This is a genomic window from Vibrio genomosp. F6 (genome assembly GCF_005146325.1).
Classification (GTDB): domain Bacteria; phylum Pseudomonadota; class Gammaproteobacteria; order Enterobacterales; family Vibrionaceae; genus Vibrio; species Vibrio cortegadensis.
Genome location: NZ_SYUT01000008.1, coordinates 1 through 23,207, shown reverse-complemented (window position 1 = coordinate 23,207; position 23,207 = coordinate 1). Strand labels below are relative to the sequence as shown.

23 protein-coding genes are annotated in these 23,207 nt (G+C 42.0%); 15 read left to right on the top strand and 8 right to left on the bottom strand.

Translation table 11 applies throughout. The features are described 5' to 3' along the window. Positions 1–42: 42 nt before the first annotated feature. Positions 43–1,239 (bottom strand): MFS transporter, encoded by a 1,197-nt coding sequence (locus FCV43_RS00345; protein ID WP_136993691.1) that lies wholly within the window; start codon positions 1,237–1,239, stop codon positions 43–45. A 202-nt stretch (positions 1,240–1,441) separates the two neighbouring features. On the opposite strand from FCV43_RS00345, the gene FCV43_RS00340 reads away from it, so the two are divergent. Beyond that, complete coding sequence (locus tag FCV43_RS00340) at positions 1,442–2,323, top strand: LysR family transcriptional regulator (RefSeq protein ID WP_136993690.1); 882 nt, start codon at positions 1,442–1,444, stop codon at positions 2,321–2,323. Positions 2,324–2,399: 76 nt separating this feature from the next. Here the strand turns inward: FCV43_RS00340 and FCV43_RS20575 are convergent, their stop codons facing one another. Together FCV43_RS20575 and FCV43_RS20570 are read right to left on the bottom strand one after the other, a co-directional pair. Then, the gene (locus FCV43_RS20575) at positions 2,400–3,416 is read right to left on the bottom strand and encodes a methyl-accepting chemotaxis protein (protein ID WP_240697100.1); all 1,017 of its coding nucleotides are present in this window, start codon (positions 3,414–3,416) and stop codon (positions 2,400–2,402) included. Further along, entirely contained in the window at positions 3,400–4,296 is an 897-nt protein-coding gene (locus FCV43_RS20570; RefSeq protein ID WP_240697102.1) for a cache domain-containing protein, read from the bottom strand. The genes FCV43_RS20575 and FCV43_RS20570 overlap by 17 nt, the downstream gene beginning before the upstream one ends. A gap of 125 nt (positions 4,297–4,421) precedes the next feature. On the opposite strand from FCV43_RS20570, the gene FCV43_RS00330 reads away from it, so the two are divergent. Beyond that, positions 4,422–5,573, top strand: a complete 1,152-nt coding sequence (locus tag FCV43_RS00330) for a winged helix-turn-helix domain-containing protein (protein WP_136993699.1) — start codon at positions 4,422–4,424, stop codon at positions 5,571–5,573. On the opposite strand, the gene FCV43_RS00325 is transcribed toward FCV43_RS00330, so the two are convergent. Beyond that, positions 5,563–5,904: an ArsR/SmtB family transcription factor gene (locus FCV43_RS00325; protein WP_017052690.1), complete on the bottom strand. Its 342-nt coding sequence runs from the start codon at positions 5,902–5,904 to the stop codon at positions 5,563–5,565. The two genes, FCV43_RS00330 and FCV43_RS00325, sit on opposite strands and share 11 nt — an antisense overlap. A gap of 659 nt (positions 5,905–6,563) precedes the next feature. On the opposite strand from FCV43_RS00325, the gene FCV43_RS00320 reads away from it, so the two are divergent. The 5 genes from FCV43_RS00320 to FCV43_RS00300 all read left to right on the top strand — a co-directional run bounded on the left by FCV43_RS00320 (position 6,564) and on the right by FCV43_RS00300 (position 12,382). Next, entirely contained in the window at positions 6,564–8,147 is a 1,584-nt protein-coding gene (locus FCV43_RS00320) for an L-lactate permease (protein WP_136993689.1), read from the top strand. A gap of 155 nt (positions 8,148–8,302) precedes the next feature. Then, positions 8,303–9,022, top strand: a complete 720-nt coding sequence (locus FCV43_RS00315; RefSeq protein ID WP_017052688.1) for a (Fe-S)-binding protein — start codon at positions 8,303–8,305, stop codon at positions 9,020–9,022. Between the two features lie 12 nt (positions 9,023–9,034). Continuing rightward, complete coding sequence (locus FCV43_RS00310; protein WP_113797573.1) at positions 9,035–10,450, top strand: LutB/LldF family L-lactate oxidation iron-sulfur protein; 1,416 nt, start codon at positions 9,035–9,037, stop codon at positions 10,448–10,450. An 11-nt stretch (positions 10,451–10,461) separates the two neighbouring features. Then, entirely contained in the window at positions 10,462–11,223 is a 762-nt protein-coding gene (locus tag FCV43_RS00305) for a LutC/YkgG family protein (protein WP_136993688.1), read from the top strand. A 256-nt stretch (positions 11,224–11,479) separates the two neighbouring features. Further along, positions 11,480–12,382, top strand: a complete 903-nt coding sequence (locus FCV43_RS00300; RefSeq protein ID WP_017052685.1) for a LysR family transcriptional regulator — start codon at positions 11,480–11,482, stop codon at positions 12,380–12,382. Positions 12,383–12,465: 83 nt separating this feature from the next. Here FCV43_RS00300 and FCV43_RS00295 read toward each other — a convergent pair whose 3' ends face one another. After that, a complete protein-coding gene (locus FCV43_RS00295; protein WP_136993687.1) occupies positions 12,466–13,350 on the bottom strand; it encodes a LysR family transcriptional regulator in 885 nt (294 codons plus the stop codon). Positions 13,351–13,503: 153 nt separating this feature from the next. Here FCV43_RS00295 and FCV43_RS00290 point away from each other — a divergent pair, with 153 nt between their 5' ends. Then, on the top strand, positions 13,504–13,818 hold the full coding sequence (locus FCV43_RS00290; protein ID WP_113797569.1) for a monooxygenase: 315 nt from the start codon (positions 13,504–13,506) through the stop codon (positions 13,816–13,818). A gap of 48 nt (positions 13,819–13,866) precedes the next feature. After that, positions 13,867–14,238: a hypothetical protein gene (locus tag FCV43_RS00285; protein WP_113797567.1), complete on the top strand. Its 372-nt coding sequence runs from the start codon at positions 13,867–13,869 to the stop codon at positions 14,236–14,238. A 191-nt stretch (positions 14,239–14,429) separates the two neighbouring features. On the opposite strand, the gene cspE is transcribed toward FCV43_RS00285, so the two are convergent. Together cspE and FCV43_RS00275 are read right to left on the bottom strand one after the other, a co-directional pair. Then, positions 14,430–14,639 carry a transcription antiterminator/RNA stability regulator CspE gene (gene cspE / locus FCV43_RS00280; RefSeq protein ID WP_017052680.1) on the bottom strand — a complete coding sequence of 70 codons (210 nt, stop codon included), beginning with the start codon at positions 14,637–14,639 and terminating at the stop codon, positions 14,430–14,432. 344 nt (positions 14,640–14,983) lie between these two features. Then, positions 14,984–15,352, bottom strand: a complete 369-nt coding sequence (locus FCV43_RS00275; protein WP_017052678.1) for a RidA family protein — start codon at positions 15,350–15,352, stop codon at positions 14,984–14,986. A gap of 209 nt (positions 15,353–15,561) precedes the next feature. Here FCV43_RS00275 and FCV43_RS00270 point away from each other — a divergent pair, with 209 nt between their 5' ends. Beyond that, a complete protein-coding gene (locus FCV43_RS00270) occupies positions 15,562–16,524 on the top strand; it encodes a glycosyl transferase family protein (protein ID WP_136993686.1) in 963 nt (320 codons plus the stop codon). A 65-nt stretch (positions 16,525–16,589) separates the two neighbouring features. Here FCV43_RS00270 and FCV43_RS00265 read toward each other — a convergent pair whose 3' ends face one another. Further along, on the bottom strand, positions 16,590–16,868 hold the full coding sequence (locus FCV43_RS00265) for a hypothetical protein (RefSeq protein WP_050988736.1): 279 nt from the start codon (positions 16,866–16,868) through the stop codon (positions 16,590–16,592). A 160-nt stretch (positions 16,869–17,028) separates the two neighbouring features. On the opposite strand from FCV43_RS00265, the gene nrtS reads away from it, so the two are divergent. From nrtS to udp, 5 genes are all read left to right on the top strand, one after another. Beyond that, positions 17,029–17,229, top strand: a complete 201-nt coding sequence (gene nrtS / locus FCV43_RS00260) for a nitrate/nitrite transporter NrtS (protein ID WP_017052675.1) — start codon at positions 17,029–17,031, stop codon at positions 17,227–17,229. Positions 17,230–17,400: 171 nt separating this feature from the next. Further along, complete coding sequence (locus FCV43_RS00255) at positions 17,401–17,817, top strand: CBS domain-containing protein (protein ID WP_017052674.1); 417 nt, start codon at positions 17,401–17,403, stop codon at positions 17,815–17,817. Positions 17,818–17,942: 125 nt separating this feature from the next. Then, entirely contained in the window at positions 17,943–19,412 is a 1,470-nt protein-coding gene (locus FCV43_RS00250) for an MATE family efflux transporter (RefSeq protein ID WP_136993685.1), read from the top strand. Between the two features lie 66 nt (positions 19,413–19,478). Beyond that, complete coding sequence (locus FCV43_RS00245; RefSeq protein WP_136993684.1) at positions 19,479–21,788, top strand: zinc/cadmium/mercury/lead-transporting ATPase; 2,310 nt, start codon at positions 19,479–19,481, stop codon at positions 21,786–21,788. 408 nt (positions 21,789–22,196) lie between these two features. Then, positions 22,197–22,955, top strand: a complete 759-nt coding sequence (gene udp, locus FCV43_RS00240; protein ID WP_136993683.1) for a uridine phosphorylase — start codon at positions 22,197–22,199, stop codon at positions 22,953–22,955. Positions 22,956–23,207 lie beyond the last annotated feature (252 nt).

Sequence of the window (23,207 nt, the reverse complement as noted above, 5' to 3'; positions counted from 1 at the left end):
CATGATGCTTCCCCCTTAATGATTATTTATACGACTGCTTATTTATGCGACAGAATGTAACGCTATATCACTATCCATCTGTTCTTTTTTATCGAGTCGACCACTAAAGCGAGTCAATCCTAAAGCGATGAGCACAATCACAGCCCCAACCCAAGGAGTGTGCATTAATCCTGCTTTGGCAACGATCATCCCGCCTCCCCAAGAACCAAGCGCAATACCAACATTAAATGCAGCAATGTTGAGACCTGAAGCCACGTCTACAGCGTCCGGTGTGTATTTTTCAGCGAGCTTCACGACATAAACTTGTAAGCCTGGAACATTACCGAAAGCAAATGCACCCCATACTAGAATGGTCGCGACTGCTGTAATCGGGTTAACTGCGGTGAAATTAAACACAACTAAGATAGTTGCAAGCCCTGAAAATATAATCGTTAACGCTTTAATTGGCCCCATTGAATCTGCAATTTTACCACCCCAGATGTTTCCAACCGCTACGGATACGCCGTAAACCAACATAATCAAGCTGATAGCACTAGAACTAAATCCAGACACTTGTTCTAAAATTGGAGCTAAGAAAGTAAATGCGGTAAATGTGCCGCCATAGCCAAGAGCCGTGATGGCATAAACCAGTAACAAACGTGGCTGTGTTAATACTTTAAGTTGTGCAGAAATTTTTGCTGCTGGTGGTTGTTTTAGATTATTCGGTACTAAGAATGCGCTACCAATGAGTGCAATAAGACCTAATATCGCGACAATTAAGAAAGTGGCTTGCCAGCCAAAAGTTTGACCGATGTAAGTTCCAAGAGGTACGCCTGTTACCAACGCCACGGTTAAACCTGTAAACATAATCGCAATGGCACTTGCGGCTTTTTCTTTAGAGACCAAACCAGTAGCGATTGTTGAACCAATAGAAAAAAATACACCATGGGCTAGGCCGGTTAAAATTCTAGCAATAACTAAGGTGTTATACCCGGGAGCTTGCCACGCTAGTAAGTTACCTGCGACGAAAAGTGTCATGACGGTAAGCAGTACGTGCTTTCGATTCCACTTTCCTGTTAGTGCGGTTAATACAGGAGCTCCAATGGCAACCCCTAAGGCATAAAGACTTACGAGTAATCCAGCAGAAGGTAAAGAAACATGTAGATCGATGGCCATGGTTGGGATTAACCCTACGATGACAAATTCGGTGGTCCCAATAGCAAAGGCGCTAAGCGTCAATGCGAGAAGAGCTAAAGGCATAATATTACTCACTATGTATAGGTAGTTTGAAATGACGATATTAGAAAATGACTATTTCATGTCGTCTTTCGTTTCGTTGGCGCTATTATGCAAGGAATTATAGTTGTGAAAAATACCACATTAATCAAAATATATTTGTTAAAATAACAATAATCGAGAAGTGATATTTCTCTTACAATAAAAAGATAATAAGGATTTCAATGTGCTAACACGATCTGATGATTTGGAAATACTATTGGCAGTGGTCGATTGTGGTGGATTTTCCGCTGCTGCTGAATCGTTGGATATACAAGTGGCACGAGTTTCAAGGTCGGTGAGTAAAATTGAGAAGCAGCTTGGCGTTTCAATATTGAACCGAACGACAAGGCGGATAGAGTTAACGGATGAAGGTCGTTACTTCATTGAAGCGATACGCTCGGGGTTGGATCTTATTCAACAAGCAGAAGAAGAACTGATTTCTCGAGGAGAGCGTCCTAAAGGGCGGTTACGTGTCGATGCTGCGAGCCCTTTTGTATTCCATCAACTTGTCCCATTAGTCCGTCCATTTAATGAGGCTTATCCAGATATTGAGCTAGAGTTAACATCTAATGAAGGTTTTGTCGATTTACTAGAAAAGAGAACGGATGTGGCTATCCGAATCGGGCAATTAAATGATTCTACCCTTCATGTGAGAGTATTAGGTAAGAGTCGATTATACATTGTTGCTGCTCCAGAGTATGTTTCAAATAGAGGGATACCTAGGACGGCGAGTGACCTTGCTCACCATGATACGATCGGCTTTTCAGGCCCTAAGGTTCTCAATGATTGGCCTCTAAAAGGCTTTGATAGTTTGAATCCAACCTTGATGTCAAGTAATGGGGAAACGGTAAGACAGTTGGTTCTAAGTGGCAACGGTATTGCGTGCTTGTCTGGTTTTATGGTTAAAAAAGATCTTGAAGAGGGGCGTTTAATGTCATTACTAGAGACTGAAAGATTAACGAGTGCAGAGAGAGAGCAAGTCAGTGCTGTGTTCTACAAATCCTCTTCAGTTGCAAAACGTATCTCAGCATTTATTGACTTTATTAAGCCGAAGTTATCGTTATAAGAATATTTGTCTACATATGAAAAAACGCCAAGAGCATAAGCCATTGGCGTTTTATAGGTTATTTAAGAGTTCGTTTTTATTGTAGTTTGAACTTTTTAACGACAGAGTCTAGCTGTAGATTTGCCGTCGCAAGACTGGTGGTTTCGTCTGCGGTATTTTCGCCATTTTCTGCTAATTTCATGGCCATTTCACGAATAGCTGACATGTTCGTTGCTATCTCACCAGATACTTGGCTTTGCTCTTCAGCTGCGGTTGCGATTTGGTTGTTTAAATCATTGATTTGGATAACCGAATCTACAATTTTATTGAGATCTGACTCAACTGTGTTGGTTCTCTCTACTGTGCTACGACAAGTCGCTTGCGTGACACCCATAGCTTCAATCGCTGAAGATGAACCTTGACGTAATTGACCTAACGTTTCTTGGATCTCTTCGGTGCTCACGCGAGTTTTTGCTGCTAATGCTCGGACTTCATCTGCCACTACCGCAAACCCTCGACCTTGTTCACCTGCTCGTGCCGCTTCAATTGCTGCATTCAGTGCAAGTAAGTTCGTCTGGTCGGCAATGTCGCTGATTACTTTTAGAACGTTAATAATAGCTTCTGTATTACGCTCAATCGCTTGAATGCTGTCTGAAGAGCCTTGAACATTATCAACTAGTTCAGAAACGGTCCCCGATGCAGAAACAACACTCGCTTTAGACATATCAACTTGCTCATTCATCGATTGAGTAAAGCTAGAGGCGTTAGAAGCGTTGCTAGCCACATCGTGAGCGGTCACGCTCATCTCCTCAACTGCCGTTGCAACTTGCTCTGTTTCTTGGCTATGCATTGCAAGCACATCTGTATTCGAACGTACTTGTGAATCAAGGTTGTCAACACTCGAAGCAATGACTTGAGAAGCTTGCGAGATATCTAACATCAAAGACTGTAAGTTTGCTATGAACTGATTGATGCCCTCTGAAATTTTTCCTAGGTCGTCAGTAGAGGTAACAGGTAAACGTTGAGTTAAATCACCATTACCTTGGGCAAGATCTTGGATTACGTCTTTAAGAGCTGTAATCGGTTTGTACAGCAGGTTAAGAATGACCACCACAATTAATCACCATGATAATGGAAGAGTACATAGAGCTATTGAACATCTGGTCAATATCAGAGTAAACAATGGATTTATTTATTCCGAAGAATAGATACCATTTTTTCCCATCAACAAGCTCTACTTCTCGTGTGAAACCAATTTTATCAACACCTTGTAATGTATAGTCTGTGATGCTCAAGTTATCTTTAAGCATATTTCGGTAGACTTCATTCATGCCGATATCATTTAGAGATGTACCGACAGTTAGGGCTTTTGAATTTGAGGCTAATGACGTGCCTGTCTCATCAAGGATAGCGGTAACGGAACCCGGAAAATGAATGCTTTTCACTGTTTCAGCTAAAATATCAAGCTCAATATCCGCTAATACGACACCGTTTTTGATTGATTTCGCTATAGATACAACCAGTTTATTAGTACCTGCATCATTATAAGGTGCAGTAACAATCGTTCCATTTGATGAACGTGCTGCTTTATACCAAGGACGTGTTGTTGGGTTATATTTTTCTTTTATTCCCACGCCATTAATAAATAGTTCGGTATTTGCCGTTGAATAAGATGCTCCACCTTCAAATGCAAAAAATATAGCAGAGACTTCACTTGTGTCTTTGACCAGTCTTGCTGTCGTTACGTAGGTGCCAGCAATCTCACCGGAATTTGAATGGTTGCTGAGCTCTTCAATGGCCGTTACTTTTGATTGGAACCAATTTTGAATCTTATCCGCTTCATTGTTCACTAAAGAAATTGACTGCTGATTTATTCGCTCAACAAGCGATGTTTTGGCTGTTGTATATCCGATTCCATTAGAAATCAGCAGAACCATAGCCACGATGAGCACCACACATGCAATCATCGATGACTTAAAGCCTAGTTTTTTCATCACACTTACACCTTTTACACGAAGAAATACTGGCTAATAATGGCATTGTGTGGTTATTTATTTTGTGTAAATTTTTTTTTGCAACAAAAAATATATTGTTTATCTGTAAAGGTTGAGAGTAAATGATGACGGAATCACTGTCTTACCAGCAAGCAAGAAAATTGGTTTTACACGCTCAGAAAATCCCCCCAAGAAAGCAGAAAGTTAGCGGATTAGAGGCGACGTTATCCGCGATAGAGCACTTGGGCTATATTCAGATTGATACTATCTCTGTGGTGCAAAGAGCCCATCATCACACGCTTTGGAATCGCAGTCCGCGATACCAACCTGCACATTTAGATCAGCTATTATCCGACAAGAAAGTGTTTGAATATTGGTCTCACGCTGCCGCTTACTTACCGATGAGTCAATATCGTTTTAGTCTATTGAGAAAGAAAGCATTTGCCTCCGGAGAGCAGAGTCATTGGTATAAATGTGACTATCAGTTAATGGATTCAGTGCGACAACGAATTGCGGATGAAGGGCCGTTGATGGCGAAAGACTTTGACGGTGCAGATAAAAGCAGCGACGGGTGGGGAAGTAAGCCAGCGAAACGAGCATTAGAAAACTTGTTCATGCAAGGTGAACTCATGGTGCCAGAGCGGAGAAATTTTCATAAAGTCTATGACCTGACAGAAAGAGTGTTACCGACGGAGGTAGATACCAGTGTGCCAAGTAAAGAGGAGTACGCACGCTTTTTAATTTTGTCGTACATTGCTGCGAATGGGCTTGGGACGGCATCCGAGATGACGTATCTTCTTAAAAATATTAAGCCGCTCCTTAATGCAACCATGAAAGAGATGACAAGCAATGGTGACATTATTGCCGTTGATGTTGGAAAGCAGCGCTATTATACGACTTCAGAATCGCTTGAACTGCTTAATCAACCTCTTAATCGTAGCCAAGTTAAAATCCTTTCACCATTTGATAATCTGCTCATTCAGCGTAAACGAATGAAAGCGCTATTCGAATTTGATTATCTTTTAGAGTGCTATGTTCCTGAGCCAAAGCGTCAATATGGCTATTTTAGTTTGCCAATTCTCTGGGATGGTAAACTTGTCGCCCGGATGGACTGTAAGAAAGACAAAAAATTATCAGTGTTGAATGTTTTGCACTTATCTATTGAGCCTAGCATCCAGAAAAAAGATCAATTCCTCTCAAAGCTATCCCTAGAGCTCACTAATTTTGCTCACTTCAATGGGTGCAAAGCGTTCAAAATCCATCGAACTACTTCATGATCGTAGAAAAGAGAGCGGAGAACTCTTCAATCTTCTTGCGGTTAATGCGATAGCACATTCTAGGTGGGAAAGGTTTTGCAGATATAAACTCGGCCTGCTTCAGAATGCGTAGATGTTCCGAAACTGTAGATTGTGCCAACCCTAATTCAGAAACGAGATCACTGTTTAAACAGCCCCCTAAGTTATCTAAATTTAAGAGAATTTTTAGGATCCTTACGCGAGCAGGATGAGAAAGTGCTTTCGATAACACAGCAAAATGTTTTTCTTGTTCAAGATCTTGCTCTGTAACAGAGAAAGCTTGAGCGGTTGCTTCTATGCAGCTCATACCCATTATTGTGACTCAAAGTTTATCGTCGAATTGCGATTGAATATACCTATCAAGCGCTGAACGATCAAGTATTGGTTAGATTGATTAGGCGATATCGTGTTTAAGATTAATTTGATATTGAGGTTTGTATCAGCGAAGAAATGCGAAGTAAGGCATTGTTGTTATAAATAGAGTCGCTATCAAAAATAATGAAATACGCCACTTTTTTCTCGAATATTATATTCACTACGTTTTATTTTATTTATTAAAATGAAAATATACAGATATTAAGATCCTATTAACATTTAAATATAATTCTAGTCATTTTTGTCTTGTTTGATGTGGGGATTCATTCTCATTCGTGTTTATCTGGTTGCCTATTGGATACTATTGGGCGTTAAAGTGACTTTCTTTGTTTCCAAAATAAGCTTAATTACCTTTTCGATAAAGTTATAAAAATCACTAACTAACTGTTTTTATTTGCATTGTTGTATTTCCCGTATGTTTTGAGTGGTTTAATGTCACAAATGATACTGCTTTGTTAATTGTTATGAGTATTTAGAGGTAGTCAGACGGTTTTAAATGTCTAGAATATATTTCACAAGAGTGATTATTGAAATGAATTCTTGGTAATAAAAATATTACTAACAGCAAAAAAACAATAACTATTAGTGAACAATATCATGTTAAATTTGATTATCTCTACAATACCGATTGTCCTTTTAATTTGGATGATGACCAAGAAAAATGCATTACCATCCCATTTTGCACTGCCTATCACTGCATTACTGGTCGGAATATTTCAACTGTTTTACTTTGGCGCAAACCTGACGGACCTTAGCGCGAACATCATTGCTGGTAGCCTTTCGGCTATCACTCCAATCTCAATTATCGCAGGGGCTATTTTACTAAACAGAACGATTGCACTGTCAGGGGCGGAGACCGTTATTCGCCACTGGCTAGAGAGCATCAGCCGTAACCAAATCGCGCAACTGATGATTATTGGTTGGGCATTTGCCTTCATGATCGAAGGGGCATCCGGTTTTGGAACCCCTGCGGCCATTGCGGCGCCTATCCTTGTCGGTTTAGGTTTTCCTCCACTAAGAGTGGCAATGCTAGCACTTATCATGAACTCGGTTCCGGTTTCGTTTGGTGCGGTAGGAACTCCGACATGGTTTGGTTTCGGTGGACTGAATTTAGATGAAGCATCACTGCTCACTATTGGTCAATATTCTGCGTTTCTACATACCGTGGCTGCGACCGTTATTCCTGTGATAGCTCTGAGCTTTGTCGTCGATTGGCGTGCGATTGCTAGGAACTTTATCTTTGTCCAATTGAGTATTTTTTCATGCACAGTGCCATATTTGCTGTTCGCTCAGTGGAACTATGAATTCCCAGCATTAGTCGGTGGAGCCATTGGTCTATCTATCTCAATTTTGCTTGCTCGATTCAATATAGGGATGGAAAAGCAGGACGCGAGTGATGAAGCGCCTGCCAAAAAGATTCCATTTGCTCAAGTTATTAAAGCCATGAGCCCGACATTATTGTTGATTGCTATCTTGATTGTGACTCGAATTCAGCAGCTAGGAATCAAAGCCTTGCTGGTGGATGCCACACCAATGCTGCATTTCAACCTAGGTTGGTTTGGTGAGTTCAGTGTAAGCCATGCGTTGATCATTAAGTTTGCCCATATTCTCGGAACCGACATCAGTTGGGCATATAAAACGCTGTATGTTCCTGCTCTAATCCCATTCTTTCTTGTGGTGATGATTTCAGCTGTCATTTTTGGCATGTCGAAATCACAGATGAAGCAAGTGTTTACCGAAACTGGTAGCCGAATCAAAGTGCCATTTATCGCGCTTGTTGGAGCATTGATTATGGTTAATTTCATGATGATGGGGGGCGAAAACTCTCCGATTATGACAACAGGTCGTGCGTTCTCTGATCTTATGGGCACAAACTGGCAATTCTTTGCTTCATACCTTGGTGCTTTAGGGGCTTTCTTCTCTGGGTCTGCAACGGTATCTAACCTGACTTTCGGGGGCATTCAACAGAGTATTGCGCAAAACGTGGGCTTATCGGAACACCTGATTTTAGCGCTGCAATCCGTCGGTGGCTCAATGGGTAACATGGTCTGCATTAATAATATTATTGCGGTATCAACCATCTTGGGTATCTCCAATAAAGAAGGTTACATCATCAAGCGTACCGTCGTTCCTATGATTTTATACGGCGTAATCGTGGCTGTGGTGAGCTTAGCAATCTAAACCAATTTGGCTCACCCACCTGTAGTAGGGGCTTTGGAAACAGAGCGCGAGGGTGAGCTTACTTCTATATTTGTTAAAGAAACAATTTGCTAAAGAAACAATTTATTAAAGAAAAAATCTATTAAGAAAATGGATCTTTTAACTGGAGCAATACTATGAAGGTTAACTTTTTTGTTACTTGTCTTTGTGACACGGTAAAAGCAGATGTCGCGAAAAAAACAGTCCTTTTACTTGAAGATCTTGGCTGTGAAATCATTTTTCCAAAGCAACAGAGCTGCTGTGGTCAACCTTCTATCAATAGTGGTTACATTGATCAGAGCAAGCCGGGAATGAAAAACCTAATTACGGCATTTGAAAGTAACGACTATCCAATTGTTACTCCAGCGGGCTCTTGCGCGGCATCTATAAAAAAATACCCTGAGTACTTGGCTGATGAGCCTGAGTGGGCAGAAAGAGCGCAAAAAGTAGCGGACCGTTTTTTTGAATTAACGCAATTCATTGTTAACCATCTTGGTGTGACGAACGTTGGTGCTCGCTTGAAAGGGCGTGGTGTCTATCATCCATCGTGCAGCCTTATTCGTAAATTGGGGGTAAGGGAGGAGCCACTTAAGCTTTTGGCAAATGTGGAAGGCTTAGAGATGGTCCCAATTAAAAACCAAGAGACATGCTGTGGATTTGGCGGAACATTTTCGGTCAAGATGTCTGAAATTTCAGGCGAAATGGTAAAAGAGAAAGTCCAGCATATTAGTGCCGTAGAGCCTGAATATCTTATCGGGGCGGACATTAGTTGCTTGATCAATATTGGTGGCCGTATGACTCGTGAAGGGCAGCCAATTAAAGTAATGCATATTGTCGATGTTCTGTTAAGCCGATAGGAGTTAAGAACCATGTCTATGAAAACCAGTGACGTTAAGTTCAAGCAACGAATTGACGTACAGATGAAAGATGACTTCATGCGTAAGTCTGTCGCAAATGCGCAAGAACGTATGTTTACTAATCGCCAAATTGCCGCAGATAAACTTGGTAATTGGGATCAATGGCGTGAGATGGGGATGGACGTCCGTAATCATGTGCTTGAAAATTTAGATTACTATTTGCATCAGCTCAGTGAAAAGGTGCTCGATAATGGTGGGCATGTTCATTTTGCGAAGACAGCGCAAGAAGCGACGGATTACATTGAACAGATCATCAAAGATAAAAACGCTCAAAAAGTCGTGAAATCAAAATCGATGGTGACTGAAGAGATCGGCTTGAATCAGATGATCGAACGTAATAACTGCGAAGTGATCGAGACGGATTTAGGCGAATATATTTTGCAAGTGGATGATTGCGATCCACCCTCGCACATCGTGGTGCCAGCGCTGCATAAAAACAGAACTCAAATTAAAGATATCTTCAAAGACAAACTGAATTATCAAGGCAGTAATGATCCTGAAGAGATGACGCGCTTTGTTCGCGACCATATTCGTCACGATTTCTTAGAAGCGGATATTGGCATTACGGGTTGTAACTTTGCGGTCGCAGAGTCAGGCACTGTCGCCTTGGTGACCAATGAAGGTAATGCACGTTTAGCCACAAGTTTGCCGAAAACCCATATTGCCGTGATGGGCATGGAGCGAATTGTTCCAACATTTGAAGAGTTAGATATAGTCATTAGCTTACTGTGTCGCAGTGCGGTTGGTATCCCTTTGACGGGGTATGTGACTGCACTTACAGGGCCAAGAGAAGATGAGCAGTGCGATGGGCCAGAAGAGTTTCATCTGGTGATTGTCGATAACGGTCGCTCGGATATTTTAGGTTCTGAGTTTAAAGATATTCTACGCTGCGTTCGATGTGCGGCATGTGTGAATACGTGCCCTGCTTATCGCCATATTGGTGGTCAATCTTATGGTTCGATCTATTCAGGCCCAATTGGAGCGGTGTTGTCTCCTCTGCTGGGTGGATACGATGATTTCAAAGATCTTCCTTATGCATGTAGCTTGTGTAAAGCCTGTCATGACGTGTGTCCGGTAAAAATTCCGCTTTCCGATCTGCTGATGAAGCACCGTGAAAAAATGGCGGAGCAGGGCATCACACCATTAAGTGAGCGCGCGGTAGTGCGTGGGTTCAATATATTGAATGCCACTCCGATGTTGTGGAATACCGGGGTGAAAATTGGTGCCTCAGTGGCTGGTAAAATTATCAAAAACGGAAAAATGCCGCTGAACGTTGGTGCTATTGGTAAGTGGGCACAAACCCGTGATCTACCAGAGCCGGATGGACAATCATTCCGAAGCTGGTTTGAAACAAGAAATAAGAAGTAGGAGCGGTGGTTATGTCATGTGATAAAACAGTAGATAGAGAACAACGCCTCCATAATCGAGAGTCGTTTTTAAGTAATATTGCGAGCAAACTTGGTCGGGATAAGCCATTAGAGCAGGTCGAACGTCCAGAGTTAAAACATACTTGTCACAAAGAAGTGATGGCAACGTTAAGTCAAGATGAGCTGAAAACAGAATTACTGCATTACACTCAAACGGCTCTTGGTGCAAAAGCCATTGTAACAACGGCATCGCAACTAGAAGCGACTCTAAAAGAGGTCTGTTTGTCGTACTGCGAAGATGATCAAGGTGAAGCAGTCGAAGGTGACACACTTTTTTCTGCATCTGAGCGTTTATTAGCGTTGATTTCGCCGCAAGCGCTTGCGACAGATCGCCATCATGTTTATGTTTGGGACCAAAGCGCAGGCTATGATGCCAACATTCTGATTGCTGAACGCGCGAAAGTGGGGGTGGTATTTGCTGAACAAGCGCTTGCTGAGTCTGGAACGATGGTGTTGTACAGCCATCCAGCGCAAGGCCGTGCGATAAGCTTGTTACCTGAAGCCTCGGTTTTTGTTGTACCGAAAAGTACGCTGGTGGCGCGGCTAACTCAAGCGACCGATGTGTTGCACGAAAAAGCCAAGCGTGGCGAACGTTTACCGTCATGCGTCAATTTTATCTCAGGGCCAAGCTCAACGGCAGATATTGAATTGATCAAAGTGGTTGGGGTGCATGGGCCAATTTACGCCACTTATATCGTCATTGATGACATGTAATCGAATGGTCTGGCTCATGATTGCTTATTTGTAAGATGATCGATCCATTCGATGAGTAAGAATTTACCTTTCGGGAGCAGGGTAAGTGGGCACATTCACTAGAAAGAGAGAAGTGAATGTGCCCTTTTTATTTGCTGAGACAAACATTTCGTAACTTTTCGTGAAGTCAGAGTAAATCTTATGAGGGGCATGCGTCGTTTAAAATGAGAGAAATGTATATACTCAATTTATCATTACAAAAGCTAGAGATACGTAAATGCCACAGATAGATGACCTTGTTTTGTTTACTCAAGTTGTTGAATTTGGTTCATTTAGCAAGGTTGCTGAAGCGAACAACATTACAAAATCAATGGTAAGTAAGCGGGTGAGTAAATTAGAGGCAGACTTAGGTACTCAACTTTTGTACCGCACTACAAGAAAACTTACATTAACCGAGGCGGGAGAGGTTCTCTATTATCGAGCGAAAGACATTAACTCCGCAGCGAAAGCGGCTTTTGATGCGATAACTGGGTATAACGAAAACTTATCTGGTCACATTCGGATGTCTGTCCCTACGATATCGGGTGAGTTATTGCTGGCGAAAGCAATTTCAGACTTTTGTCAGGAGCATCCTGGGCTAACTGTTGATATGTCGATGGACAATAATTTTGTCGATTTGGTGGCGGATAATTATGATCTCGTCATTCGAACGGGGTACTTGGAAGATTCCAGCTTGATTGCCCGCTACATTTTTAATTCACATTGGATAATCTGTGCGTCTCCTGAATATTTACAAGAGCATGGCATCCCTGAAACACCCAAAGATTTACGCCATCATAACTGTATTGGTTACACCCATGAAAGCAGCGGAACATTTGATTGGCAATTCAAAAACAATAGCGATGTATACACATTAAAAGTGACGGGTAATTTTTCGTCTGATAACTCTGCGGCATTAAGGCAGTGCGCCCTTGCCAATAATGGGGTGGCGTACCTTCCAACCTGTTTGGTGTATGACGATATTCAGCAAGGAAAGTTGGTTGAAATATTAAAACCATACAGCAATAAAGTGGTCGGTATTTATGCGGTATACCCTTATACAAAAAAACCAGCTAAACGTATTCAGGCGCTCATTGAACACATTCGTCAGCGCTATATCGATATACAAGAGTGCTTTTAATCGATAAGTAACGACAAATACAGTGAATCATCAATCATCAATCATCAATCATCAATCATCAATCATCAACTATAGCCAAGTGATTAAACCCTAAAAGCCACACTATCGATTAACGCTTTAAATAAAGATTGAGCCGCAGGACCTGTCTTTGCACCTTTAGGGAGAGTGAGGTGTAAAGGGACTTGGTAGCGTTGTGCATTTTCTACATTGAGAATGACAACACTGTCATCGTTTTTGGATTTAATCACATGCTCAGGTAGGCGACAAAACCCTACGCCTTGTTGTACGGCTTGCCAAGCGTGATCGAAATTGTCTACGGTAATTCTCTGGCGTGCTTTTAACCATCCAACATCTTGCGCAGTATCTTCCCCTAAATCCCTTACAACAATTTGGCATGTGGTTGTGAAATCATTTAAGTTAAGCAGCTCCTTTTGGGCTAACGGGTGATGTTTTTCTATCACCGGCAGCATGGTCGCGATTCCAAAAGCTTCAGATGAATAGTTGGTGATAGGCAGAGTAATGATCGCAATATCGGCTTGTTGAGTCACCACCATCTCTGTTGTTTTGGATAGCGATGTTTCGACGACTTGAATAGAAGTACTGCTATTTTGTTCAAGGTAGCGCGAGAGCGGTTCATAAAGCCATTGCCGATCGCATAGGTGATCAATCGCAATGGTGATCTCCGATTCAATGCCCTGAGCCAATTGAGTGCTGATCTCTTCTAGCTCTCGTGCTTGCTCAAGCATTGAACCAGCCCGACGTAATAAAGACTTTCCACTATCCGTGAGCACGGCTTTTCGTCCTACGATTTGAACGAGGGATACCCCAAGTTGATCCTCAAGTTTACGTAATGCATAAATCAGGGTGGTGTGGCTTTTATTGAGTTGTGCCGCCGCTGCTTGAATGCTTCCAGCACGGTCAATCTCATATAAGGTTAGCCACTGATCTAAGGTCGTTTTTAATCTCATTGGTCTAATTTTTCCACAGTAACGTACGGTTTTATGAACTTTAATGTTTAATTTATACAGGTATTATTATTGCACACCGAGTCAATCAACGGATGAAAAATATTCTGATTGGGCGGTTTTGTTCAGTATTGATATTAAATTTGGAGACACATGATGAATAAATTACTACAAGTTGATTTTGATTACTCAGGCCCATTTGGTGAAGAGATGGCGACAATGCTAGTCGGGCTTGCTGAATCCATCAACCATGAACCAGGAATGATTTGGAAAATCTGGACTGAAAGTGAAGTGCTACAATTAGGCGGCGGTATCTACCTGTTTGAAGATGAAGCAAGCGCAAAAAATTATTTGGAAATGCACAGTGCTCGTTTAGGCGAAATGGGTATCACCAATATCGTTGGTAAAATTTTCGACGTAAACGAAACGCTTTCCTTGATCAATAAAGGCCCAATTAGCGCGCGTTCATAAATGTGCTGGTTGAGGTAAAAAGGTTGATGTGAGGGAGAGGAGTAACAGATGAATAATAAAATGTTTTTAACAGTGCACGGTGCTATCTATACTGTATTTGCAATCGCACTGTTTGTGGTCCCTAGCATAATGTGGCCAATGTATGGCTTGGAAATTAATGATCAATACGCCTATTTTCTTTCCCAACATACGTCGATCTTTCTGGGTGGAATTGGTGCAATAAGTCTATTACTACGAGATATTGAAGTCGGAAAATTGGCGAGGAATCTGTTTCTTGCTCTGACTATTCTCAACCTGTTAGGCGTTGCGATTACTTTGTACGCTGGCATTATCGGCATTTTCACCGGTTTTGGTTGGAGTGACCCAGCATTTTTTAGTCTGTTATCGCTATTTAGCTATCTCCAATTTAAAAAGCAGTAATGAAGAGTCGGAACCTAGAATGTAAAAGAGGGTGAGAGTAGATGATACTCTTACCTTTTTTTGTATGTGACCTATACAAAGAGAACTGTTTCTGCTTTTAAATATGACAGATACAAAAAAGTTAAATATGACAGATACAAAAAAGGCCGCTCAATGAGCGACCTTTTGAAATTCTTTACTTAAAGTAAGAATTACTCAGCAACAACGTTTGCTGCTTGAAGACCTTTAGGGCCTTGCTCTACTTCAAAAGACACTTTTTGGCCTTCAGCAAGAGTTTTGAAACCTTCAGAAGCGATTGCACGGAAGTGTACGAATACGTCAGCGCCGCCGTTGTCTTGAGTTAGGAAACCGAAACCTTTAGTTTCGTTGAACCATTTTACGCTACCAGTTGTTTTAGACATATTATGTCCCTTATATAAATTCGTTGAGGAAAAAAATCGCCAATGCGATTTGCTGAGATTCGAATTATCGATGTTACGATGAAGCCAAGGGAAACTCTTAAAACACAAACGGTTACGCAAATGAATCTAGGTCTTTCTTTACTTACTTGTTTCATTAATAACTCTGAACTACAGAGTGAGCGCTATCATATAGAGTTTTCGAACCGTGTAAAGCTTTTTGGTAAGTTTTTTCAAAAGATACGCAGTAAAAAAGCGAATAAATCAGTGACTCTTTGTATTTGCTCAGTTTATAAAATTAAGGGTTGAACAAATTCGTCTAAAAATATTCAACCCATTTCAATCGACTAGCGGACTTGTGCGGCAATCACTGAAATTTCGACCAGCAGTTCTTCTCTTGCCATACTCGCTTCTACACAAGCACGAGCAGGAGCATGACCTTCTGGTACCCAAGCATCCCATACTGCGTTCATCTCAGCAAAGTCAGCCATTGTTTTCACATAGATAGTGGCAGAAAGCATACTTTCACGGTTTGAACCGTAGTTCGTTAGCAATTCATCCACTTTGTCCAACATGGTTTGAGTTTGCTCTGTAATGTCTTTTGTTGAGTCTTTCGCTACTTGCCCACAAAGGTAGATTACTCCGTTATGCACAACGGCACGGCTCATACGCTGTTTGGTTTCGTTTCTTTCAATTTTTGTATTTAGTTCTGACATCATTTATTCCTATGCATAGCGTTTGAATTGAACGTAGATGAATGGCACAAACTTTCAATTCCACTTAATCGGCGCAATCATCCCTGTTTACTATGGGAGATTCAAGTGGCTTAAAATCAAATTGATTCCTTTGTGATAATAAGTTGTTTGAGTGAGCTTTTCGCCATAGCATGTTGTGATAACTGGGTACTTAGATCGTAGAGGAAAGGATGAGCATAATTTTAGAGTGCATACGAGCGGTTGGTCGAGGTGAGCGAGGGAGAAAACCTCTCTCATTTGAGCAAGCGTATCAAGTCATGGATGAATACCTTGATGGCCAAGTGGGCGATGACCAAATGGCGATGCTCCTTATGCTGATTAGAGTGCAGAATGAGACCAATGCTGAAATTGCTGGTTTTGTTAAAGCGTTTCAATCAAGAGTGCCAAACATGGGTGTCGATATTGATTGGCCATGCTATGCCGGTAAGCGTAATGATAAAAGCAGTGCGAAACCTTGGCATCTGTTGGCTGCTAATATCCTTGCTCATAATGGTTTCAGGGTCTTAATGCATGGTTATATGGATAAACCGAGTGGGCGTGAACACGCTGAGAGCTATCTACATTTGTTTAATATTGTCCCTGCTGAATCGGTCGAACAAGCACAAGAGCATCTGAGTCAATCCAATATTGCTTACTTACCTTTAGACAGTTTTGCTCCACAAGCGAAAACAATGTTAGGTTGGAAAAACCGCTATGGCCTACGTACGCCAATTAACACAGTTGTAAGAGCTCTGAACCCAGGCGGGGGGCGTTTGGGGCTTCGTGGTAGCTTTCATCCCGGTTTTCAACAGCTTCATGCAGAAGTTGAGCATGTAATTGGGATTCAGTCACACTCAGTTATCTCTTTTAAAGGTCAGTCCGGTGAATCTGAATATAACCCTAAAGTGAGCCAAACGGTGTGGATGAGCACGCCTGAAGGTGTTGAATCGTACTACTGGCCAGAAATGATGTCAGAGGATATCCCACTGCCGTCTTCATGCATTTTAGGGACGCCTGACAGCGAGTTGGTATTAATGGCGAATGCCGTGGTTGATACGATGAGTGCGGTTTTGTTTGCAGATCTGCACGATAGAGAATTGGCCTATAAACAGGCTCTTGAATATTGGCAGTCATATTGTCAATCAAACGGATAAGACTTTGAGCTGATCATCCACATTGCACTTATTTTTAAGTTAATAAGTAAGTGCAATGTGCCTACCTACTTTACTCGCATAAGTTGGTGGTGTTGATCGCCAAATTGGAAGGAATTCACCTGCGATATTGCCATTTTTTCTACTTGTTCTAACATTTCGACAGAATAATTACGCTGTTTCATCCACTGTAGAGATTCACTAAAACTATCTTCATTAATAATGAATGACTGATCTTTAAATGTACTTTCAGTAATACGGATAACCCAGATCCTAGATTGAAAGTCTAAAGCGTCCATAATGTGGTGAGATATCCCTTGGTAGAGCTTAGTGAAATAGTGTTTCATGGTATTAGTCAACTTTCTTAGTTTCGTCGTGGAAGGCGTCACATTGTTCATTCAAACGTTTGTCACCATACTTACTCTTATTGGCAAATACAATTAATGCACCAATGCCATTGAACATGAGTGGTACCCGTTAGCCGTTTACAAACAAATGGAGAGGACTATGCCGAAAGTGCTATATAAGCGGGCGTTTATCATTGCTTTGGTGGTAGGCAGCATTTTGAATGTAATCAATCAGTATGATGCGATTTGGGGACTAGGGGTTTTTAGTTGGACCAAAGCGCTGCTAACTTACTGTGTCCCCTTTATTGTTTCACTCGTGAGCGCAGTGTTCACCATGCGAGATGTAGAAAAAACACGATGAGAAAAAAATAAATTTCTCTATTAACCCTCCTCAAGCCCTTTTATTTCAACGTTCTTGCTAGTGATAGGTTTTGCCTATTAATAAAATTGTTGTAATCCATTTAGTAAAATCAAGAAATTAGACAACAATTACTCTATAGGCAGCATAATGTGGCTGTATAAGGAGATAGATATGGAATCATTGAGAGTTCGAGATTATATGACTCAGCGCGCGGTAACATTCACCGTTGATATGCCTTTAAGTGCCGCTTTAGACAAAGTCATGAAAACGGACCATTTAGGCGGCCCTGTTATTAATGATGCCGAAGAGGTAATCGGTTTCTTATCCGAGCAAGATTTACTCGATAAATTGGTGAAGGTGAGCTATTTCTGTCAAGACACGCATATTGTTGGTGACTGTATGCATGCAGAGGTTTTGTCTGTGAGCCCTGATATGACTATTATCGATTTAGCGGGGATGATGAAAGTAGGAAAGCCGAAAGTGTACCCAGTGATTGATAATAAAAAACTGGTTGGCATTATTACTCGTCGTGATGTTCTAAGAGCGATAGGTAAAAATCTCGAAGAGTGTTTCAAGCACCCAGTGTGATGGATTTATTCTGTAGAGAAATAGAGAAATAGAGAAATAGAGAAATAAGCAAGGGGCGCCAAGAGCGCCTTTTGTTGTTCAAGCGATATAATGATAGTCATAAAAACGATGATGACGGAGAGTCAATGACCACACAGAACGCTAAGTTTGTTGAAGGCTCAACAATGAAACACATTCTAGTAATGACAGGGTCAGGCTCTATCGGCTTGATGGCGCTGTTCGTGGTTGATCTATTAGATATGCTGTTCATTAGTATGTTGGGACAAGTGGAGTTAGCGGCTGCGGTTGGTTTTGCTGGAACATTGACCTTTTTTACCACCTCCGTTTCAATCGGGACTTCAATTGCGATGGGGGCGTTGGTTTCAAAGTCCATCGGAGCAAAACAGGCACAGACCGCTAGGCAATTAAGCGTCAGCATATTGATTACTGCATTTTTTATTAGTGTCTTAGTGACAAGTGTGATGTTCACTTATATACCTGAGCTGTTGTCTGCAATAGGCGCAAAAGGTCTTGCGGCTGAAAGAGCAGAAGCGTATTTGCGTATTTTATTACCAAGCAGTCCTTTTATTGCATTAGCGATGGCGGCAGGAGCAGGGCTAAGAGCGGCAGGCGATGCCAAGCGGTCAATGTGGGCGACGCTGTCTGGCGGTATTGTTAATGCGATCCTTGACCCCATTTTTATTTTTGGTTTTGGTTGGAACGTTGAAGGTGCAGCATTGGCATCTGTATTTGCAAGAGCAACGGTTCTCTTCTTTTCCCTATACCCTCTTATTCGTGTTCATAACTTAGTCGCGGTCCCCAATTTCTCAGCATGGCAACTGCATATCAGGAATATTCTGGCCATCGCATTGCCCGCCATTCTGACTAATACCGCGACACCTATTGGTAATGCCATAGTGACCTCAGCCATCGCACAATTTGGAGAAGACTTTGTGGCTGGCTACGCGGTTGTCGGGCGTCTGACTCCTGTCTGCTTTGCGGTGATATTTGCACTGTCTGGAGCTGTTGGACCGATCATTGGTCAAAACTTTGGTGCCGATAAAATCACGCGAGTGAAGGAAACGTTGAGTAACTCTTTGGTGGTGACCACTGTTTATACGATGGTGGTTTGTAGCGGTCTTTATTTGGTGCAAGATTTCATTGTGGCAGCGTTTAGTTTGCAAGGGGATGCCGCTGTCATGTTAAGGGCCTTTTGCACATACGTTGCGATCACTTTTGTGTTTAATGGGGCACTGTTTGTTGCGAATACGTCATTCAATAATTTGGGCAAACCCATCTATTCAACGGTTTTAAATCTGGGGAAAGCGACATTAGGCACGCTACCATTCGTTACTCTTGGAGCGTATTGGCACGGGGCCCTTGGTGTACTATATGGTCAAGCGATAGGTAATATTCTATTTGGCTTAATTGCGATATGGGCTTTGCGTCATCACATTGCTGAAATAATGAAAAACAGTGACGTTCCTGATGAAGACGATGATGATCCCGCCATCATTTGTATCAATACACAGCCATTTTGTTCCCATGATGCCATTTTGATTGATGAAGTTGCGATTGATGAAGATGAAATCGAAAAAACGAATGTAGCACGATAGTTTTTCTTGACCTTGGAGCTAACTCCAAGGTGTATGATTTATTCATACTTTAATAAGGATAACTATATGTGTACTAAACATGATGCGTGCTGTTCAAGCAAAACAGGTGTTAATCCCCCTAGCAAGGGAAGTTGTTCAAGCCCAACCATTACGACGATTTCTGCTGAAGGCACGGCACAAACGGCAGGTTGCTGTGAAACAGAAAGTGGTGGTTCAAGTTGCAGTGGTACAGACCCCGCGGAAGAGGACAGTCAGCCCTTAACATCAAATAGTCACTACTCTCAAAGCTGGAAAGTTTCAGGGATGGATTGCCCATCATGTGCTCGAAAGATTGAAACGGCGATTCAGAACGTTGAAGGTGTCGTTAACGCTAAAGTCTTATTTGCCACAGAAAAACTGGTCGTCAACTTTGATGATCCATCGCTTGCCGAACATATCGAAAAAGTGGCGAAAAAAACGGGTTTTCCTCTACGGTCAACAACCGCTCCCAGTTCCGAACCTCAAGCTTCTGGTTGGCAATCTGTATTAAAGTCCAATGCTCAAATTATTGCGATAGCCTCAGCGATGGCAATTGGCGCTTTGATCAAACCTATTGCTCCAGAATTCAGCCAGTGGGTCTTTATCCTTACCTGCTTACTTGGCCTATTCCCTGTAACAAAGAAAGCGATCACTTTAGCTAAGTCAGGCACGCCATTTGCGATTGAAACCTTAATGAGTGTCGCAGCGCTTGGGGCTTTGTACCTTGGTGAAACCGTTGAAGCAGCAATGGTACTGCTACTATTCCTTATCGGAGAACGACTTGAAGCCTTTGCCGCTTCGAGGGCGCGTAGTGGTGTACAAGCATTAATGGCATTAGTACCAGAGTCGGCAGTGAAAATTGTTAACGGTGAGCGAGTTGAAGTCTCAGCTAGTGAACTAACACCAGGTGATGTCATCGAAGTCTCTCCAGGTTCGCGTTTACCCGCAGATGGTCAGTTACAAGACAGTAACGCCAGCTTTGATGAGAGTGCATTAACAGGTGAGTCGATCCCTGTTGAGCGTTTTAAAGGCGAAGGTGTGATGGCAGGTGCCGTAGTAGTCGATAAAGTGGTGCGCTTTTCTATCACTTCCAAGCAGGGCGAAAACGCGATAGATCGAATTCTGCACCTAATAGAAGAGGCGGAATCTCGTAAAGCACCTCTTGAGCGATTTTTAGATAAGTTCAGTCGTTGGTATACGCCACTCATGATGTTGGTCTCACTGCTGGTTATCATTACGCCGCCACTATTGTTTGCTCAACCTTGGGAAACTTGGGTTTATCGTGGTTTAGCATTGTTATTGATTGCATGTCCTTGTGCACTAGTGATTTCAACACCGGCGGCGATTACTTCAGGGCTAGCGGCAGGGGCGAGACGAGGTGCTTTAATTAAAGGTGGCGCGGCGCTGGAACAGCTAGGAAAAATTGAAACGATTGCTTTCGATAAAACCGGTACTTTAACGAAAGGCAAACCAGAAGTAACCGATGTGATCACTCTGAATGGGTGGCAAGAGGAGGCTTTTTTACGGGTGGTTTCGGCAATTGAAGTCGGTTCAAGTCACCCGCTTGCAATCTCTCTAGTTAGAAAAGCGGAGAGCTTGGGGGTTGATATTCCTGAAGCCATCAATAAGCAGGCTTTAGTTGGAAGTGGCGTTCGAGGAGAACTCGATGGGGCGGAATATTATATTTTAGCGCCAACGAAAGTGAACGTTGAGCTAGAGAGTGATGTTCTAGATAGGATCCACCAGCTTGAAGAGCAGGGTAAAACCGTTGTTGTCGCCAGTTCAGATACCGCGGCGATTGGTATTATTGCGTGGCAAGATACTCTTCGTGAAGATGCTCATCAAGCTATTGAAGCACTGAAAAAATTGGGTATTAACTCCGTTATGTTGACAGGAGATAATCCGCGTAGTGCTGCAGCCATTAGTCAGAAAATCGGGATTGATTTTAAAGCAAGCCTACTGCCTAAGGATAAAGTGACCTATGTGGATAAGCTATCGGCAGACTCTGTCGTTGGTATGGTCGGTGATGGGATTAATGATGCTCCAGCAATGAAAGCCGCGAGCGTCGGTATTGCGATGGGCGGGGGGACTGATGTCGCGCTCGAAACGGCAGACTCAGCCTTGACTCATAATCGACTGATTGAGCTTGCAGGTATGATTGAGTTATCACGTGCGACACTCAATAATATTCGTCAAAATGTCATTTTGGCGCTGGGCTTAAAGAGCGTATTTCTGGTCACAAGCCTGTTAGGTATAACAGGGTTATGGGTTGCAGTATTGGCAGACAGTGGCGCAACGGCTTTGGTGACACTTAATGCTTTACGTCTTCTTAAATTTAAATCGAAAATAGATGAATAAAATAAAACTACGGTTTTGAACTTACTGAAAGTATAACTCAATCATAGTTATTCAAAGGTGTTGAACTTCTTGGGTTCAACACCTTTTTTATGTTCGACGATAAATGCTTAGGAAAATAAATAGATAAGCAGATAAAAGAGGCTTTTTGTCATATTCAGTGCCTATACTTTGTTCGGTTTAATGTTTTTCTATCTCAAATTTATGCAACCTAGTTTTCTTTGTATGATAAAAGTGTGATGCCAACCGATTTTATGTGAAAGCGCATGTTACATCTTGCTGTTGGTTGTGATGTATATCACTCTTTATTCTTCTAAGGTTGGTTAGAGTTGTTGTGTACCCCAACCAATTTAATACGTGCTTAGCCAGCGAAGCGAAGAACTCGTTAACTAAGCCATAAAGGAGTGACTTATGTCTCAAGCTGTTTTCCACCTAGGTATTACTGAAGCTGATCTAAATGGCGCTACTCTTGCTATCATCCCTGGCGATCCGGCTCGTGTACAAAAGATTGCTGAAGAAATGGAGAACCCAGTTTTCCTAGCTAGCCACCGTGAATATACTCTTTACCGTGCAGAGCTTGATGGCAAGTCTGTTATTGTATGTTCAACTGGTATCGGTGGTCCTTCAACTTCTATTGCTGTAGAAGAACTAGCACAGCTTGGTGTTCGTACTTTCTTACGTGTTGGTACTACTGGTGCGATTCAATCTCACGTAAACGTAGGTGACATGATCGTTACTACTGGTTCTGTTCGTTTAGACGGTGCAAGCTTGCATTTCGCTCCTATGGAATTCCCAGCCGTTGCTGATTTCGAAATTGCAACTGCAATGAAAGCTGCCGTTGAAGAGTCTGGCGCAGCCGTTCACATGGGTGTAACTGCTTCAAGTGATACTTTCTACCCAGGTCAAGAGCGTTACGATACGTTCTCTGGTCGTGTAGTTAAGCGTTTCCAAGGTTCAATGCAAGAATGGCAAGATATGGGCGTTCTTAACTTTGAAATGGAATCAGCAACACTACTTACAATGTGTGCAAGCTCAGGTCTTAAAGCGGGTTGTGTAGCGGGTGTTATCATCAACCGTACACAAAAAGAGATCCCAGATCACGCAACGTTGAAAGAGACGGAAGCGCGTTCTATCAAAGTCGTTGTAGCGGCAGCACGTAAAATGCTTTAATTTTCTGTCCTCCGATAGATAAATAAACACGAAAAGAGCAAAGGGAAACCTTTGCTCTTTTTGTATTTTGGGGCCAAATTCAAATGACTTTCAAAACAATAAGTTACATTGATTATTTTATAAATTAGAAGTGAGTCACAAAATTATTATAACTAAAAGGAATTTAATAGTTTTAAATGGAATGAATGCTAATTGATATTGTGTGCTTGTTTATGCGTGATTTGTAGGGTTTTTATTCTTCAGTTTTACTTG